This is a genomic window from Streptomyces sp. NPDC002671, from assembly GCF_053592475.1.
Map to the genome: position 1 here is coordinate 47,737 of NZ_JBSFVU010000020.1, position 15,702 is coordinate 63,438.

The 15,702-nt window shown below is 70.5% G+C and carries 10 protein-coding genes; 5 read left to right on the top strand and 5 right to left on the bottom strand.

The genetic code is table 11. The features are described 5' to 3' along the window. Positions 1-33 precede the first annotated feature (33 nt). Positions 34-1,185 carry an acyltransferase family protein gene (locus ACWD35_RS28430; RefSeq protein WP_451354155.1) on the top strand — a complete coding sequence of 384 codons (1,152 nt, stop codon included), beginning with the start codon at positions 34-36 and terminating at the stop codon, positions 1,183-1,185. A 60-nt stretch (positions 1,186-1,245) separates the two neighbouring features. Here ACWD35_RS28430 and ACWD35_RS28435 read toward each other — a convergent pair whose 3' ends face one another. From ACWD35_RS28435 to ACWD35_RS28450, 4 genes are all read right to left on the bottom strand, one after another. Beyond that, positions 1,246-1,491: a chaplin gene (locus ACWD35_RS28435; RefSeq protein ID WP_451354156.1), complete on the bottom strand. Its 246-nt coding sequence runs from the start codon at positions 1,489-1,491 to the stop codon at positions 1,246-1,248. A gap of 97 nt (positions 1,492-1,588) precedes the next feature. Next, positions 1,589-4,129 (bottom strand): discoidin domain-containing protein, encoded by a 2,541-nt coding sequence (locus tag ACWD35_RS28440; protein WP_451354157.1) that lies wholly within the window; start codon positions 4,127-4,129, stop codon positions 1,589-1,591. Positions 4,130-4,253: 124 nt separating this feature from the next. Then, complete coding sequence (locus tag ACWD35_RS28445) at positions 4,254-5,063, bottom strand: inositol monophosphatase family protein (RefSeq protein WP_451354158.1); 810 nt, start codon at positions 5,061-5,063, stop codon at positions 4,254-4,256. A gap of 89 nt (positions 5,064-5,152) precedes the next feature. Further along, positions 5,153-7,396, bottom strand: a complete 2,244-nt coding sequence (locus ACWD35_RS28450) for an RICIN domain-containing protein (protein ID WP_451354159.1) — start codon at positions 7,394-7,396, stop codon at positions 5,153-5,155. Between the two features lie 396 nt (positions 7,397-7,792). On the opposite strand from ACWD35_RS28450, the gene ACWD35_RS28455 reads away from it, so the two are divergent. Then, positions 7,793-8,125 (top strand): acetyl-CoA synthetase, encoded by a 333-nt coding sequence (locus tag ACWD35_RS28455; RefSeq protein ID WP_451354160.1) that lies wholly within the window; start codon positions 7,793-7,795, stop codon positions 8,123-8,125. Between the two features lie 54 nt (positions 8,126-8,179). Here the strand turns inward: ACWD35_RS28455 and ACWD35_RS28460 are convergent, their stop codons facing one another. After that, the gene (locus ACWD35_RS28460; RefSeq protein ID WP_451354161.1) at positions 8,180-10,819 is read right to left on the bottom strand and encodes a glycosyl hydrolase; all 2,640 of its coding nucleotides are present in this window, start codon (positions 10,817-10,819) and stop codon (positions 8,180-8,182) included. 296 nt (positions 10,820-11,115) lie between these two features. On the opposite strand from ACWD35_RS28460, the gene ACWD35_RS28465 reads away from it, so the two are divergent. The 3 genes from ACWD35_RS28465 to ACWD35_RS28475 all read left to right on the top strand — a co-directional run bounded on the left by ACWD35_RS28465 (position 11,116) and on the right by ACWD35_RS28475 (position 15,691). Continuing rightward, entirely contained in the window at positions 11,116-13,758 is a 2,643-nt protein-coding gene (locus ACWD35_RS28465; protein ID WP_451354162.1) for a TIM-barrel domain-containing protein, read from the top strand. Positions 13,759-13,872: 114 nt separating this feature from the next. Then, entirely contained in the window at positions 13,873-15,105 is a 1,233-nt protein-coding gene (locus ACWD35_RS28470) for a carbohydrate-binding protein (RefSeq protein ID WP_451354163.1), read from the top strand. A gap of 127 nt (positions 15,106-15,232) precedes the next feature. Further along, positions 15,233-15,691 carry a hypothetical protein gene (locus ACWD35_RS28475; protein WP_451354164.1) on the top strand — a complete coding sequence of 153 codons (459 nt, stop codon included), beginning with the start codon at positions 15,233-15,235 and terminating at the stop codon, positions 15,689-15,691. Positions 15,692-15,702: the final 11 nt, after the last annotated feature.

Here is a 15,702-nt window from a genome sequence, read left to right on the forward strand (position 1 = left end):
GCCCCACGCGACCCCCCTGCGGCAGGTGATTCGATGAGCACGGCGACGCCCCGGACCACCCGGACGACGCCGCCCACCCGAACCGGCTCGACGGCCGGCCGGCGCTCCCCGCCGGCCGTCCTGACGCCCCTGCCGTCCCTCACGGGACTGCGGTGGATGGCGGCGCTGCTGGTGTTCGGACTGCACGTGAACAACTTCGGGTACTTCGGCGGTGGCGGCGGCCGGATCGTCTTCTGGGCCTTCGGAGCCGGTGCCACGGGGGTGTCCTTCTTCTTCGTGCTGTCCGGTTTCGTGCTGACGTGGTCCGCGAGACCCGGCGACCGCGCGCTGGGCTTCTGGCGGCGGCGCATCGCCCGGGTCTACCCGGTGCACCTGGTCACGCTGGCCGTCGCGCTCGTGATGGCGTACACGCTGGCGCACCAGCCAAGGCCGACGGCGAAGCAGGCCCTGGCGAACGTCCTGCTGCTGCACTCCTGGTGGCACCCGTGGTGGCAGACGCTGAACCCGGTCAGCTGGTCGCTGGCCTGCGAGGCGTTCTTCTACGCGTCGTTCCCGCTGCTGTTCCTGATGCTGCGCAGGCTCGGCGCGCGCGGTTCGGCCGCCGTGGGCGCGCTGGCGGTAGCGGCGGTCCTCGTGCTGGCCAGGGCGGACGCCCACGACTGGACGACCCAGTCGCTGTACTCGTTCCCCGCCGCCCGGCTGCCCGAGTTCGTCCTCGGCGCGGTCACCGCCCGGCTGGTGGTGCTGGGCCGTTGGCGCGGGCCCGGGCTGGAGGCCTCGCTGGCCCTGGCGATCATCGGCTACTTCCTCGTCCCGCAGGTCACGCCGGGCTACTCGGCCACGGTCTGCACGCTCGCCGGGTTCGTGCTGCTCATCCCGGCGGCGGCCATCGCGGATCTGCAGGGGCTGCCGTCGCTGTGGAGGTACCGGCTGGTGGTACGGCTGGGGGAACTGTCGTTCGCCTTCTACATGATTCACCTGCTGGTGCTGCGCGCCGGCACGCACCTGCTGGGCAACAAGCCGCACTTCGGTGTGCTCGCGGGGCTGGCGGTGACCGCCGTCGCGTTCACCGTGTCGCTCGCGCTGTCCTGGGTGCTGTACGAGGCGGTGGAACGGCCCGCGAGACGGCTGCTGCTGCGCCACCGGGGCAACACGGCGGACCGGCCTGCCGCGGCGCGCGACTGAGGCGTGCCACCGCATGACCGTGCGCCGGCCCCCGAGCAGGGAGCCGGCGCACGGGAGGCGTCAGTCCGCGGTGCTGCAGAAGTTGCCGAAGGCCGGGTCCAGCAGCCCGACGATGTCGATGGAGTTGCCGCACACGTTGGCGTCGACGTCGACCGGGACCTGGACCACGTTGCCCGAGAAGACGCCGGGGCTGTCTTGTGCGACGCCGACGGCCGGGTCCGGGTCCGCCGCGAATGCGGTCGTCGAGCCGCCGAGCGCGAGAACGCCTGCGACGAGGGCTGTTGCGGCGAAGGTACGTACACGCATGAGTCGCCTCACTGATTGACGAAGGGACGGGTCCATCACACCCGCCCCGGCCGCCGCGCGCCTGTTCTGCTGGTCCCGGTGGGTGACGCCGGTCCGCCTACGGGAACTGGGTCACCTTGGAGGGGACGGTGCTCGTGCCCGAGGTGGGGGCGCCGGTGTCGTTGACGACGTGGGCGTACTGCCCGTTGCCGCCGAGGGAGATCACCAGCAGGTCGTGCAACTTGATGCCCGGGGCCGCCGGGACCTGGAAGCCGTGGGCCTGCACGATCGAGGGATCGGCCGTGTAGTTGCAGTAGCTGCCCAGGCCCCACGCCTCGTGCGTACCGACCGAGTCGGCGACCTTGTAGGCCGCGTAGCCGACGATGCCGTCGTGGGTGATGGCGGCGGCGTTCGGGGCGTCGTAGGCCTTCTCGTTCTGGAAGAAGATCGTCCGGCCGCGTTCTCCGCTCCAGTACACGTCGTACTTGTTGAAGTGTTCAATGAACAGGCCCGTGGCGAGCACGTCGTTGCCGTTGACCCGGAGGCCGTAGTCGGCGCGGTTGGTGTCCCAGCCGACGCCGCTGCCGTGGTCGGCGCGCCAGATCCAGGTGTGGTCGATGATGACATCGTCGCTGTTGACCACCACGGAGTTGGTGGCGAGACCGGGGCCCGCGCCGCCGATACGGAAGAACACGTCCTGCATGGTGGTGGGGTTGGCGGAGTGGTCGGCGGTCGCGCCGGGCGTGCCGATCCGCAGCAGGGTGTCGGAGTTGACCGAACCCGCGTCGATGAGGAACCCGGCCAGCTTCACACCGTCCACGTCGGCCACGTGCATCGCGTCGATGCCGTTGTCCGGGACCAGGGTGGCGAGGCCCAGGCCGAGGACGACGGTGTTCGCGCGGGTGACATCGATGGTCTGGTCGAGGTGGTAAACGCCGGGCGTGAAGAGGAGGTTGAGGCCCTGGGCCAGGGCCGCGTTGATGGTGGCGGCGGTCGCGCCCGGCTTGACGACGTAGAACTGGTCGAGCGGGAGGGAGGTGCCCGCGTCGGCAGGCCAGGAGACTCCGCGGACGTTGGTGCGCTTGGCGGGGACGAACACCTTGTACGTGGAGCCGTCCAGGTAGAGGAACGGCTTCTCGCGGGAGATCGGGGTGGTGTCGAGGGTCGTGTACGGGCCGCTGTCGAAGTTGGTCGCCGGGGCGCCCTGGACGCCGGAGAAGGTCATGTTCCAGACGCCGTTGGTCCAGCCGCCGACCGAGCTGTCACGGGTGTACCACTGCTGCTGGGAGTACGGGCCGACGGTGCCGTCGATCTTCGAGTCGGCGATGTAGCCGCCGGAGGCCCAACCGTAGCCGTTCGGGGCAAGGTTGAGCCCGCCCTGGACGTGGATACGGCGGAAGGGGGCCGCCTGGGCGACCGCCCAGCGGTCGGTGCCGTTGGACGGCTTGACGGCGAGGTTCTCCGCCGAACGCCAGAAGTTCTGCGTGGCGTTGCCGTTGAACCAGCCCGCGTCCACGGTGACATCGCCGTTGATCTGGGTGTCGTCGGGGTTCATGCCGAGCCCGGAGATCGAGGTGTAGAAGCCGATCTGGGCGTTGATGCCGTTGTAGGTGCCCGGCTTGAGCAGGAACTGGTAGCGGCCGGTGCCGAATTGGCTCGACTCCTGCTGCTTGAAGACGTCGTCGAACTTCTGCTGGAGGTTCGGGGTGGAGGGGTCGACGACGATGACGTTCGGGCCGAGGTCACCGCCGCCCTGGACGGGCGGTACGCCGGTGGAACCGGTGTGCACGGCGACCTCCCACAGGGAGTAGCCGTACCCGGTGCCGCGGGCGGTGCCGTAGATCCGGACGTAGCGGCCCGAGCCGCTGACGTCGTAGGAGGCCGTGCCGCCGCCGGCGCCGGTGACGCTCTTGAGGGTGCTCCAGTTCTGGCCGTCGGCCGAGGCCTGGATCTGGAAGTCCTTGCCGTACGCGGTCTCCCAGTTCAGGTCGACCTTGCACAGGTCCTGCACCGACCCGAGGTCGACCTGGAGCCACTGCGGGTCGGCGGCCTGACTGGACCAGCGGGTGGAGGTGCTGCCGTCGAAGGCGGCGGAGGCCGGGGTGCCGGCGTTCTCGGTGGAGGAGGCGGTGGCGGGCCTGCCCTGCGCGGCGTTGGCGGTGCCGCAGGTGGGCTGGGTGGAGCTCGTCGAGCCGAAGACCTGGAACTCCCAGAGGGAGTAGCCCCATGGGGTCGCGCGGTGCACGCCGAGCATCCGCACATAGCGGCCCTGGCCGGACACGTCGAGCGTGTCGACGCCGCCGTCACCACCGGTGACGGACTTCAGGTCGGTCCAGGAGGTGCCGTCCTTCGATATCTGAACCTTGTAGTCCTTGCCGTACGCGGTCTCCCAGTCGAGCACCACCTGGGTGACGGAGGCGGTGGAGCCCAGGTCGACCTCCAGCCACTGGTCGTCGGTGGCGGCCGAGGACCAGCGGGTACCGGTGTCACCGTCGACGGCCTTGGCGGCGGTGGTGCCGTAGTTCTCCTCGGACGACGCGGTGGCCGTCTTCCCCTGCGACAAGGGGGTTTCGGCCGCGGCGGCCGGTGGGTGGGTGGTGGGCAGGGCGATCAGCGCCGCCGTTGCGGCGAGCGCGATGCCCAGGCTTCTCAGTTTCATGCTGCGGCTCCATGGCTCCATGCGGAAGTGGGGTCAAGATGCCGACCCCAAGGCTTAGTTCATGTTTTGATTTAAGTGATGAGACAAGCGGGCCACAAGACTTCGGAACCTGAAACCTCGAAATTCAGCGGCGCTGGCGCTCAGCCAGCTCCAGCAGCGCGGCGTGCGTGTCCTGGTCGGCCGCCACGATCAGTCCGCCCGCGCCGGTGTGCAGGGGCTGGCCGTGGATGCCGGTGACCGTGCAGCCGGCGGCCCGGCACAGGGCGATCCCGGCCGCGAAGTGCACGCTGTCGCGCAGGTCGCCGTCGGTGACGTAGGCGGCCCTGCGACCGGCGGCGACCCAGGCCACCGCGAGGGTCGTGGAGACCACCCGGGGCCGGAACCGCTGCACGAAGCCCGGTTCGGCCAGCAGGCGCACCGCCTGGAAGCCGGGCGCGTTGGGGAAGGGCGGGTCGAGGTTGATGTCCACCAGCCGGGAATCCGGCGACGGCGCCAAGTCCTCGTCCTTGCCGTCGAGACGGAGCCGGGCCCTTGTGCCGTCGGTCCAGAACACCTCGCCGCTGAACGGGTCGGCCGTCGCGGCGGCCGTGATGTCCGTACCGCTCCGCAGGGCAACGTTCACGCCGACGAGCATGGTGCGCACGGCGTAGTTGAGGGTGCCGCACAGCGGGTCGACCAGCCAGCGGCGCCGCGCCTCGTCGGCTCCGGTGCGTCCGCTCTCCTCGCCCGTCACGGCGTCCTCGGGCCGGGCGGCGCGCAGGACGTCGAGGATGGCCTTCTCGGCCGCGAGGTCGGCCGCCGTGGCGAAGTCGCCGGCGGACTTCTCGAAGCGGGCCAGCGGCTCCCCGTACATCTCGCGCACCACGGCGGCGCCCGCCTGCGCTGCCGCCACGGCCAGTTCGGCGTCCGATGCCGCCATGTCGATCTTCGTCATGCGTGCAGGATAGCCAGCCGGGTGCGGGGTCAACTCGGCCTCTGCAGCCACGGGTTGTACGGCCGCCCGGGCGGGCGGCCGTACGTGCGTCAGATCCCGTCGATGGCCCAGCGCTGGAGTGCCGAGCCGGTGTCGGGCTGCTGGGTCGCCTTGGCGCCGTCGGCCGTGGTGGCCGTGGTCAGGAGCAGACCGCTCTTCTGCGAGGCGAGGGTGTAGCCGGCGCCGGGCACTGCGGTGACGAGCCAGCGCTGGTTGCTGCCGCCCGTGCACGTCCACTGGATGACGGCGGCGCCGGCGGAGGTGGAGCCGCCGGAGACGTCCGCGCACAGGTGGGACTCGGCGTTGCGGATCTCGTAGGAGCCGTCGGGCTGGCGGGTGAACTCCCAGCTCTGGTTGGCGCCGCCGTTGGGCGTCCAGGTGACGAGCTGGGTGCCGGCGGCCGTGGAGTGGTCGGGGTCGTCGAGGGCCTGGCCCGAGGTGCGCAGGGTGTGGGCGCCGGTGATGACCGGGGTGCCGGGAGCCGCTCCGGTCGAGGTGAGCGAGAGGGTCTGCTCGGCCGCCGTACGGCCACCGCCGACCGAACTGCCGCTGCTGTCCGTCCAGTTGCGCACCGGGGTGGTCTCGGCGAGGCGGCCAGAGGCTCCGGACAGACCGAGCACGAGGCCGCTGTAGCGGTTGACGAAACGGTAGGTGCCGTCGGCCGGGCTGCCCGGGATCACGAACCACTGCTGGCCGACCGTGGGGCCGCCCGCCGGCGCCGCCGTCACCGTGGGCCGCGAGCCCCAGGCGCGGCCGGCCTTCGTGGTGGAGTCGACGCCGAGCAGCCCGCCGCCGGACGCGTTGGCGATGGTGAAGGAACCGTCACCGGTCGGGGCGAAGACCCAGGACTCCTCGGCGGCGCCGGTGGGGCTCGCCACGGAGGTGGTGCCGGAGCCGCCGGGGACCCGGGCGAGGACGCGGCCCGCCCCGCTCGCGATGCGGTAGCTGCGGGTGGTGTCCATGGGCGGTGCGGCGGGGGCGGAGGAACCGATCGTGACGTCGACGTACTCGCCGGAGGCGTTGTGGGAGCAGCCGAAGGCACAGTACGAGCGGAAAGTCCTGCCGACGATGGTGGAGCTGGTGCGGTTGGCGCGGTCGAGGAACCAGCGGTACCAGGAGGCGTTCGTGTAGCTGCCGGTGTCGCCGATCGGGTGCCACTGCTGGGTGGCCAGGTCGTCGGTGGCATACAGGTACTGCGGCGAGTTGCCGCTCTGGTCCACGGCCTGCGGTTCGCCGATGTAGAGGCCGAGGTAGGCGTCGTAGGCGATGTTCATGACGAACAGGGGCGAGGTCGGGGGCATCTTGCCGGCCGCGATCTGCTCGGCGGCGGTGCCGGTGTTGGTCGGGTCGTACTCGTCGGCGACGGGCGTGTAACCGGTGGGGTGGCCGGTGTCGGCGGGGACGATGTTGCTCTCCCGGCCGCCCGTGCCGGGCTGGGACCAGGTGCCGCCGTACCACTTGCGCCAGGAGCCGGGCGCCATCTTCGCGGAGATCGGGGCGCGGGCCACGTGCTCGTAGAACGCCTTCCAGCCGCCGCTCTTGTCGATGATCCGCGAGCCGTAATAGACGTAGAAGTAGCCGGAGGCGGCGTCGACGAAGAGCCGCTGGTCGCCGTCGCCGTAGGAGTACGTCTGGTTCGGGAAGGCCGTGGTGTCCCCGCGCCCGGTGCTGTACGGGGACGTGATGACGTGGTCCTTGATGGTCCAGGTGCGGCCCTGGTCGGTGGAGACGGCGTAGTCGATGGCGTCGTAGTGCAGTCCGTCACCGAAGGGCTGCGGGGTGAACTCGTTGTGCACGAGGCCGTACCAGGCGCCGGTGTCGGGGTCGACCCAGACGCCCGACAGGTCGCAGTAGTTCTTCTGCGCGTAGCCCGAGCCGCTCGGCGCGTACGTCGCCTCGCGGCCGGTCGGGCTGTTGTTGCAGCGCCAAGTGGTGTCGCTGTTGCGGTCGTTGGAGTTGGCGGGGTTCACCGACCTGCTGAGCGTCTTGTCGAAGGTCGCGCTGTCGAAGTCCGTGCCGGTGTAGAAGTCCCAGGTGCGCGGGTCGTTCGCGCCGTAGAGCGCGGCGGACTGCTGGTAGTGGAAAGTGCCGTCCTTGTCGGTGTACGGCGTCGCGGGGGTGTCCGTCGGGTGGGTGAAGGGCACCGGTGTGCCCACGGTCACGCTGTAGGTGGCGGCGGACACGGGGGACGCGGTCGCGGCGGACACCGGGGACGCTGTGCCGCCGCCCAGGACCAAGGCGACGGCCGTCGAGATCGCTGCCGCGGCGCCGCCCGCTCTGCTCAAGAGTCGCACGGGTGCTCCTTGTTGCCGAAGGGCCGGTTGCAACCGGAACGATCCGGCCCGGCGGTTTCCGCGGCAATGGACTCCGGTGCTCCGCCTCTTGCACTTTCGCGGAGCGAAGGGCGGGGCGCTCTGTCTTCGCGAGGGGACTGTGTGCTTGCGCAGGCGGCTGCGCGGAGGCGGGGGCATGCTGGAGGGCAGAGGGTGATGCGGAGGTTCGCCATGCGGTGCTGGGTCGGTGGGTGCGCGGCGGTCGCGGTGGTCGCCGTCGTCGTGCTGGCGGGGTGCGGTGCCCCTGCGGGGCGCGGCACGGGCGGCGGACCGTCCGGCGCGCGAGCCACACGGCCGTCGTCGGCGGTGCCCCCTTCGGCAGCCTCCCCAGCGCCCTCTGCCTCGGCGCAGCAGTGTGTGAGCGGCGAGGTGGAGGTCGGCGTGGCTCCGGGCGACCCGGTGCGCCGGGCGCTCTGCGTGCGGCCCGGAACCGTGGTGACCCTCGTCCTGGAGCCGCGCGTGGACGACAAGCGGTGGGTGGACGTGCACAGTTCCGCGTCCGCCCTGGTCCTGCCGGCCGGGTGGCAGGTGGCGACGGCCGGCGGTGCCCGGGCCACCCTGCGGTGCGCGGGCACCCGGTTCGGCAGCGCCGAGGTCACCGTCACCGCGAAGGCGCCGGACGTGGCCGGTGCCGCCCGCACGGTCTTCACGCTGGACGTGACCGTGGTGCCGTATGCGCGGAACGGGTGACCCCGAACACACCGGGGTCACCCGTTCCGTACGGCCTTACGGCCTGCGCTGTGCTCAGTCGAGGTCGCGCAGCCTGATCGTGTAGATGCCGCGCCCGTGGGTGGCCGCGTACAGCGTGCGGCCGTCGGGGCCCGTCTTGAGCTGGAGGACGGCGACGGCCGGGAGGCTGCCGACGCGCTGCCAGGCGGTGTGGCCCGGCGCGCGGTAGACGACGCCGAGGTCGGTACCGACGACGAGGCCGCCGTCTGCCGTCACGAGCGCCGAGTTGGTCGGCACGTCAGGCAGGTTGGCCGAGATGTCGTGCCAGGTGGTGCCGCCGTCGTTGGACTCGAAGACGTGGCCGACGCCCGCGCCGGGGCCCTCGGTCCAGTGCCGGGAGAATCCGTTGACCGCGAGGAACACGTGGTCGGCGTTCTTCGGGTCGATGGCGAAGCCGCTGAGGTAGCGGTTGGGCACGGTCCCGTCCACCGGCAGGTTGATGTCGTGCCAGCCGGTGCCGTCCGCGTTGCCGACGGCGATGCCGCGGGCGAAGCCCTGGTTGTTGCAGGGGCCGCACCAGGCGGCGTAGATCTTGCCGCCGGAGGCGGCGACGGCGGTGGCGACGCGGCCGGGGCCGAAGTCGTGCGCGCTGGTCCACTCGGAGCCGCTGCGGATGGCGTAGCCGTGGGTCTGCACCCAGACGTGACGGCCGCCCGCGACCCACGTCGCGCTGTTCTTCTGGTCCGCGGCGAGCGGGGCGATGAAGCGGGCCTCGCTGGTGGCGTTGTCCGGCGGGGCGACGCCGTACGAGGTGACCTTGCTCGGGTCGGTGGTCCAACTGCCGTCGTTGACCGCGCAGTTCTGGGTGACCTGGACGGCGAGGTAGACGTACTCCTGGGCGATGTTGCAGCCGTTGGCGGGGTCGGCGAGCGTGTCGCCGCCGTCGCCGCCGAAGTTGGAGCCCATCACCTTGTCGTCGCCGCGCAGGACGGACTGGCCGTTGTCCTGGAGACCGCCGGTGACGGCGAGGCCACCGTGGTCGAGGTCCTTGCCGATGCCGACCGAGTAGTACTGGAGGGTGTCGATGGTGCCGTCGTTCAGGGACGTCCAGTCGGTGCCGTGGCCGGAGGCGTCCTGGGAGCCGGCGACCGGGCGCTTGTAGACGCCGCCGTCGTTGCCGACGTACACCCAGCTCTTGCCGTGGTAGCGGCCGATGGCGACACCGTGCTGGTCGGGGTGGGTGGTCTGGTGGCAGTCACCGGTCTGCTTGGCCGGGTCGATGCTCCAGCAGGAGAAGCCGAAGTTCCAGTACGGGCCGACCGCCGACCAGGTGCTGCCGCCGTCCTTGGTCTCGTGGACCTCTTCCAGGCCCGCGTACAGGTGCTGCGGGTCGCTCGGGTCGACGGTGAGGAACTGGTTGTACCAGGCCTGGACACCCGGCATGTAGCCGCTGGAGGTGAGGGCCGAACCGTCGGCGGCGAGGTCCTTGTAGTCGGCGATCTTCGTCCACGGGCCGGTCGGCGAACCGGACTTGGAGACGAAGATGCCTTCCAGGCCGCTGTCCGGGTTCTCGGCCATCTGCTCGGGCGACTGGTCGATGGCGTAGTAGCGGGAGCCGTCGGCGGCGCGGGCGAAGGTGACGTTGCCGACGCCGCCCGGGTCGGCGGGGAGGTCACCGAGGCCGCTGGTGATCCGCGTCCAGGCGCCGCCCGTCTTCGTGTAGAAGCCGTTGTAGGCGTCACCGCTGCGCCAGCCGACGGCCAGGACCACCTTGGACGGGTCCTTGGGGTCGATGGCGATGTCGTTGGTGATGTTCTTGTACGGCGCGCTGGGGTCGCCTGCCTTCGAACCGCCTGGCAGATAGTCGGGGTTGGGCGCGAACTCCAGCTTCCAGGGGCCGCTCAGCCGCTTCGTGGAGTGGCTCCACACGCCTTCGCTGGTGGCCGCCCACACCTTGCCGCCGCCGAAGCGCAGGTGGTGGATGGTGGTGCTCTCCAGCTCGTCGCCGCCGACCCGGCGGCGCGGGGAGAAGGTGTCGTCGTGCGGGTCGGCCAGGACGTAGACGCCGCTGCCGAGGTAGGCGTCCGCGTTGGTGGTGGCCTCGCCGGTGCCCAGCCACAGCCGGCCGCCCCGGTCCAGGGCGAGGGCGCCGGTGGTCTGGGCGGGCAGCCGGTCGCTGATGGGCTGCCAGTGGCCGCCGCCGGTGCGCGAGCGCCACACGCCGCCGCCGGCGCTGCCCGCGTAGACGTAGCCGTCGTCGTCGGCCGCGACCGCGGCCATCCGGCCGGTGACGTTGCCCGCTCCCCCACTGGAGTTGGAGTCGATGTCGCGGTAGCGGGGGTCGTCGGAGTTGTACGGCAGGCGGGTGAGGTGACGCCAACTGCCGTCGGTGTCACGAAGGTTGTTCATTCCCTCCCAGGCGGCGCCGTAGGCGCCCGGGGCGACGACGCCGGGCGAGGTGCGGGCCTCGGCGAACTGGTCGGCACCCTCGGCTATCTCGTCCGCCTCGTTGCCGTCGTCATCGTCCGCCGCCAGGCTGGGCGACATGTGGCCCGTCGAATGCGCCCGCTCCTTGGCGAGTTGACCGAGGACGCGGACACCAAAGGGGCTGGTCGTGCGGCCGGAAGCGGTGGACGGGGGTATCGCCACCAGCGCTGCGGACGCGGTGAGTGCGCAGACGGTGATCCACCGTCTGCTGCGGGTTGGCAAGGGCACCAGGACCTCCAAGAAAAGGCATCGCCAAGGCCGACGCTGGAGACCTGATCACGCGTAGTCACGCACGTCCAACACTTGGCCAAATCTTGACGCGTACCCGCCAGTAAGCCAGACGCAGGGCGGGCCGAAGGCCGCTGCTCATACGTCGGCGGTATTGACATGAACCTCCGCCGACCCGAGGCTTCGTGCGTGAAGTTGCTTGATTGGTGCTTGTTTTGAGCGCATACGAGCACCAGGCCAGGGCAACCTCAGCAAGAACACTCAGTCCGCAATGGTGCGATGGGAGCTGTTCCGCCGTGCGAAGACTCCGACACCGTGTGCCGTGGCCGGCCTGGATTCCGCTGGGGCTGGCGACCGCCCTGGCCCAGGCCGTGCTCGTCGCCCCGGCACCCTCCGCAGCCGCCGACACCACGTCCGGCGGCATGCTGGACTCCGCCCACAGCAGCGTCAGTTGGCAGAGTCCGGTCTACGCCAAGGGCACCGGCGGCGGCACCGAGAGCTGCCCCGACGCCGCCGGCGACCCCGACAACAAGGTCTGCCACCGCTTCGACCTGACCGTGTCCGTGCCGGACGGCTACTGGGACGACAACCCCGAGGGCGGCGTCCCGCTGTCCATCAAGTGGGAGCGGCCGTCCGACGACTTCGACCTCTACATCTTCGACGACCACGGCAAGCAGGTCGCGTCCAGCGCCGGCACCGCCGACCCGGAGGCCACGGTGATCCCGCGGGCGTCGGGGACGTACCACGTGGTCGTCGTGCCGTACGACGTCCACGACAACTCCTTCACGGGCACCGCGTATCTGCCCGCGACCACGGACGCCGGTGACCTCACGTCCTTCTCGGGCGGCGACGGCAGCTACACGATCGGGGCCGGGCAGCTGACAGCCCGCGCCGACTTCCTGACGGATGGTCGACTCCGGCTCCAGGCCGACCCGTCGGGTTCGCTGAGCGATCCGGCGGGCACCGCCATCGTGCGCGATCAGCCCACCTTCGAGCGGCACACCTCGTCCTTCGACGCGGGCGACTACTACGGCATCCGCTCCCCCGAGGCCGTCCTGCGCGTGTACAAGAGCCCGCTGCGGTTCGGGCTGTACAAGCCGGACAACCGCACCCGGATCTGGCAGGAGGACAAGCCGCTGCGCTGGTCGACCGGCGGGATGCGGCAGAGCCTGGAGCGGGGCGCGCACGAGCAGTTCTTCGGCGGTGGCGAGCAGAACGGCAGCTTCTCGCACCGCGGGCAGACCATGTACGTGGCCAACAGCTTCGACTGGAACGAGGGCGGCTACAACAACTCGCAGCCGTTCTACCTCTCCAGCGCTGGCTACGGCGTCTTGCGCAACACCTTCGCCCCAGGCGTGTACACCTTCAATTCGCCGGTGACGACGGGCCAGCAGGAACGCCGCCTGGACGCCTACTACTTCCTCGGCGACGCCAAGCAAGTGATCGGCAAGTACACGGCGTTGACGGGCCGGCCCTTCATGCCGCCGGTGTACGGCCTCGAACCCGGCGACTCCGACTGCTACCTGCACAACGCCAACCGGGGCGAGCGGCACACCCTGGACGCGCTGAAGATCGCCGACGGGTACACCGAGAACCAGATGCCGCTCGGCTGGATGCTGGTCAACGACGGCTACGGCTGCGGGTTCGAGAACCTGGAGCAGACCGCCAAGGGGCTCCAGGACCACCAGGCCCAGCTCGGCCTGTGGACGCAGGACGGCATCGACAAGCTGGCCGACCAGGTCAAGGCGGGCCAGCGGGTGGCCAAGCTCGACGTGGCCTGGGTCGGCAACGGCTACAAGTTCGCGCTCGACGCCTGTGACGCCGCGAAGAAGGGAATCGAGGACAACAGCGACGCCCGCGGGTTCGTGTGGCTTCCGGTGTCCTGGGCGGGCGCGCAGCGCTGCGGTGTGCTGTGGAGCGGCGACCAGAAGCTGTCCTGGGACTACATCCGCTGGCAGATCCCGACGTACGCCGGGGCGACCATGTCCGGCATCGCCTACAACACCGGTGACGTGGGCAGCATCTACCGGCACGACGCCAAGATGTACGCCCGCGACCTTCAGTGGAAGGCGTTCCTGCCGGCCGTCATGACGATGGACGGCTGGGCCAGCGACATCACCACCAGGAAGCCCGCCGACCAGCAGCCGTGGCGTGACGGGGAGCCGTACACCTCCATCAACCGCAAGTACCTGCAGCTGAAGGAGCGGCTGCTGCCGTACATGTACACGCTGTCCGCCGAGGCGGCGAAGACGGGCGTGGGCTCGGTGCGTCCGCTGTGGCTGGAGTACCCGGACGACCCGAACACCCTTGGTGCGCAGGCGAAGTACGAGTTCCTGTCCGGCCGCGACTTCCTCGTGGCACCGGTCTACCAGGACTCGGACACCCGCGACGGCATCTACCTGCCGAAGGGCACCTGGACCGACTACTGGACCGGCCGCACCTACGAGGGTCCCACCACCCTGAACGGCTACCACGCCCCGCTCGACACGCTCCCGCTGTTCGTGCGGGAAGGTGCGATCGTGCCCATGTGGCCCAAGGGGACGACCAGTTGGCAGACCCGCGACCGGCACGAGCTGGACTGGGACCTCTACCCGTCGGCGCACGGCACGAGCCACTACACGCTGTACGAGGACGACGGCGTGACGCGTGACTTCGCCAAGGGCGCGGCGGCCTCCCAGCGGGTGTCCGTGCACACCGGCGCCGGGGAGACGACGGTGACGGTCGGCGCGAGCAAGGGCGAATACGCGGGCAAGGTGGACGCGCGGACGTACCGGTTCACCGTGCACGGCGACCACGCGCCCGCGCGGGTGCTCGTCGACGGGCGCCAACTGCCGGACTCCGCCTGGTCGTACGACGCGGGCACCCACGTCACGACGATCATGACGCCGAGCCTGCCGCTGGACCGCGACTTCACCGTTCAACTGGTCGACGGAAGGTAAAGAAATCGCATGGTCTAGTCCAAAGGGAAACTTGGTCTAGTCCAATCTATTGACGTGACCGCAACAGCTCCCGGAGGGTGGGGGCTCCCCACCCCCACCCTCCGGAGGCTCCCCGTGAGACGTCTTCACGCATGTCTGGGCGCGGCGGCGGCCGTCACGCTCGCCGCCGCGGGCACCACCGCACTCACCGCGGCCGACGCCTCGGGCGCGACCACCGCGCTCGCGAACCGCTGGTACGCCGCCGCCCCCTATCTGATGCCGCTGGACAACGACCCGCCGGACGCATCCGCGATCATGGACGCCACCGGTCTCAAGGCCTTCCAGCTGGCGTTCGTCCTCGCCCCCAACGGCGGTGGCTGCTCGCCGACCTGGGGCGGCACCGCCGCGGTCTCCTCGGACACCGCCGTCCAGTCGGTGATCGACACGATCCGCGCCAAGGGCGGTGACGTGTCCGTCTCCATCGGCGGCTACGGCGGCACGAAGCTGGGCCAGGCCTGCGCGGACGCGGCGTCCACGGCAGCGGCGTACCAGCAGGTCATCACCAAGTACGGGCTGCACGCGATCGACTTCGACCTGGAGGAGCCGGAGTACGAGAACACGGCGGCCGTCAAGAACGAGATCGGCGCCGCGAAGATCCTCCAGCAGAACAACCCGGGTCTGTACGTCTCCGTGACCACGGCCGGCACGGCGGACGGCACCGGCTGGTTCGGCAAGCAGATGCTGCTGGAGGCGAAGGCGCAGGGCTTCACCCCGAACAACTTCTCCATCATGCCGTTCGACGGCGGCTTCAACGGGGCCGCGAGCCAGACCGGCGCGCTGACCAACTTCAACGCGATCCTCCAGTCCACCTTCGGCTGGGACCAGGTCACCGCGTACGCACACGAGGGCTTCTCCGGCATGAACGGCCGCAGCGACACCGGTGAGTACTTCACGCAGGCCGACTTCCAGACGGTGCTGGACTACGCCACGAGCCACAACATGGACCGCTTCACGTTCTGGTCGCTGAACCGCGACCGCCAGTGCACCCCGGCCGACAACGGCGGCCGTACGTCCGGGACCTGCTCCAGCGTGCCCCAGAGCTCCTGGGACTTCGCCAAGTACTCGGTGAAGTTCGCCGGAGTCACCCCGCCGAGCCCCACGCCCACGCCGACTCCGACGCCCACTCCCACCCCCACGCCGACGCCGACGCCGACGTCCTGCAAGGCCGCCTGGAGCGCATCGGCGGTGTACACGGCCGGCAACGAGGTCTCGTACAACAAGCACAACTGGAAGGCCAAGTGGTGGACCCAGAACGAGGTGCCCGGCGCCTCGCAGTGGGGTCCGTGGCAGGACGAGGGCGCCTGCTGATCGATCGCCCCGGCCCGCCCTGTCACGGCTGACACGCGGTGCGACCTGCGCGACTGGTGCAAACGGCGGGACGGTCGTAGCGTCGAGGTGCACGCGCTCGGACACGGCACGACGGGTGGGAGCGACCATGCGCGGATCAGTGACGGGAACGGCGATCACCCTCGCGGCAGGGGCCCTGCTCACGGCGGCCATGACCACGGCCTCGGCCGGCCCGCCTTCCCCGACGCCGACGCCGACGTCCAGGCCCCCGCGGCCCGTGCTGGTCGACTGCTTCTGGCAACGCAACATCCGCCCGGCCGACTTCATCCTGGCCTGCGGCGACGGCAACAGCCGTCTCACCGGGCTCCACTGGACCCAGTGGAGCCCGGGTGCGGCGACGGCCACGGGCGTGAACTACGTCAACGACTGCAACCCGTACTGCGCGGCCGGGACCTTCCACGGCTACCCCGTGATCGTCCGGCTCGACGAGCCCAAGCCCTGGAAGAAGCACCCGTCCGTGCAGCGCTACGGCCAGATGAGCCTGACCTACACCGGCCCCCGGCCGGACGGCTTCAAGCAGGTCATGACCTACCCGCTCTGGGACTGACCCCGCGGCAG

Bases quoted from the DNA above. Each gene is read 5' to 3' on its own strand.
- ACWD35_RS28430 (WP_451354155.1), top strand. From the start codon at position 34: ATGAGCACGGCGACGCCCCGGACCACCCGGACGACGCCGCCCACCCGA.
- ACWD35_RS28435 (WP_451354156.1), bottom strand. From the start codon at position 1,491: ATGCGTGTACGTACCTTCGCCGCAACAGCCCTCGTCGCAGGCGTTCTC.
- ACWD35_RS28440 (WP_451354157.1), bottom strand. From the start codon at position 4,129: ATGAAACTGAGAAGCCTGGGCATCGCGCTCGCCGCAACGGCGGCGCTG.
- ACWD35_RS28445 (WP_451354158.1), bottom strand. From the start codon at position 5,063: ATGACGAAGATCGACATGGCGGCATCGGACGCCGAACTGGCCGTGGCG.
- ACWD35_RS28475 (WP_451354164.1), top strand. From the start codon at position 15,233: ATGCGCGGATCAGTGACGGGAACGGCGATCACCCTCGCGGCAGGGGCC.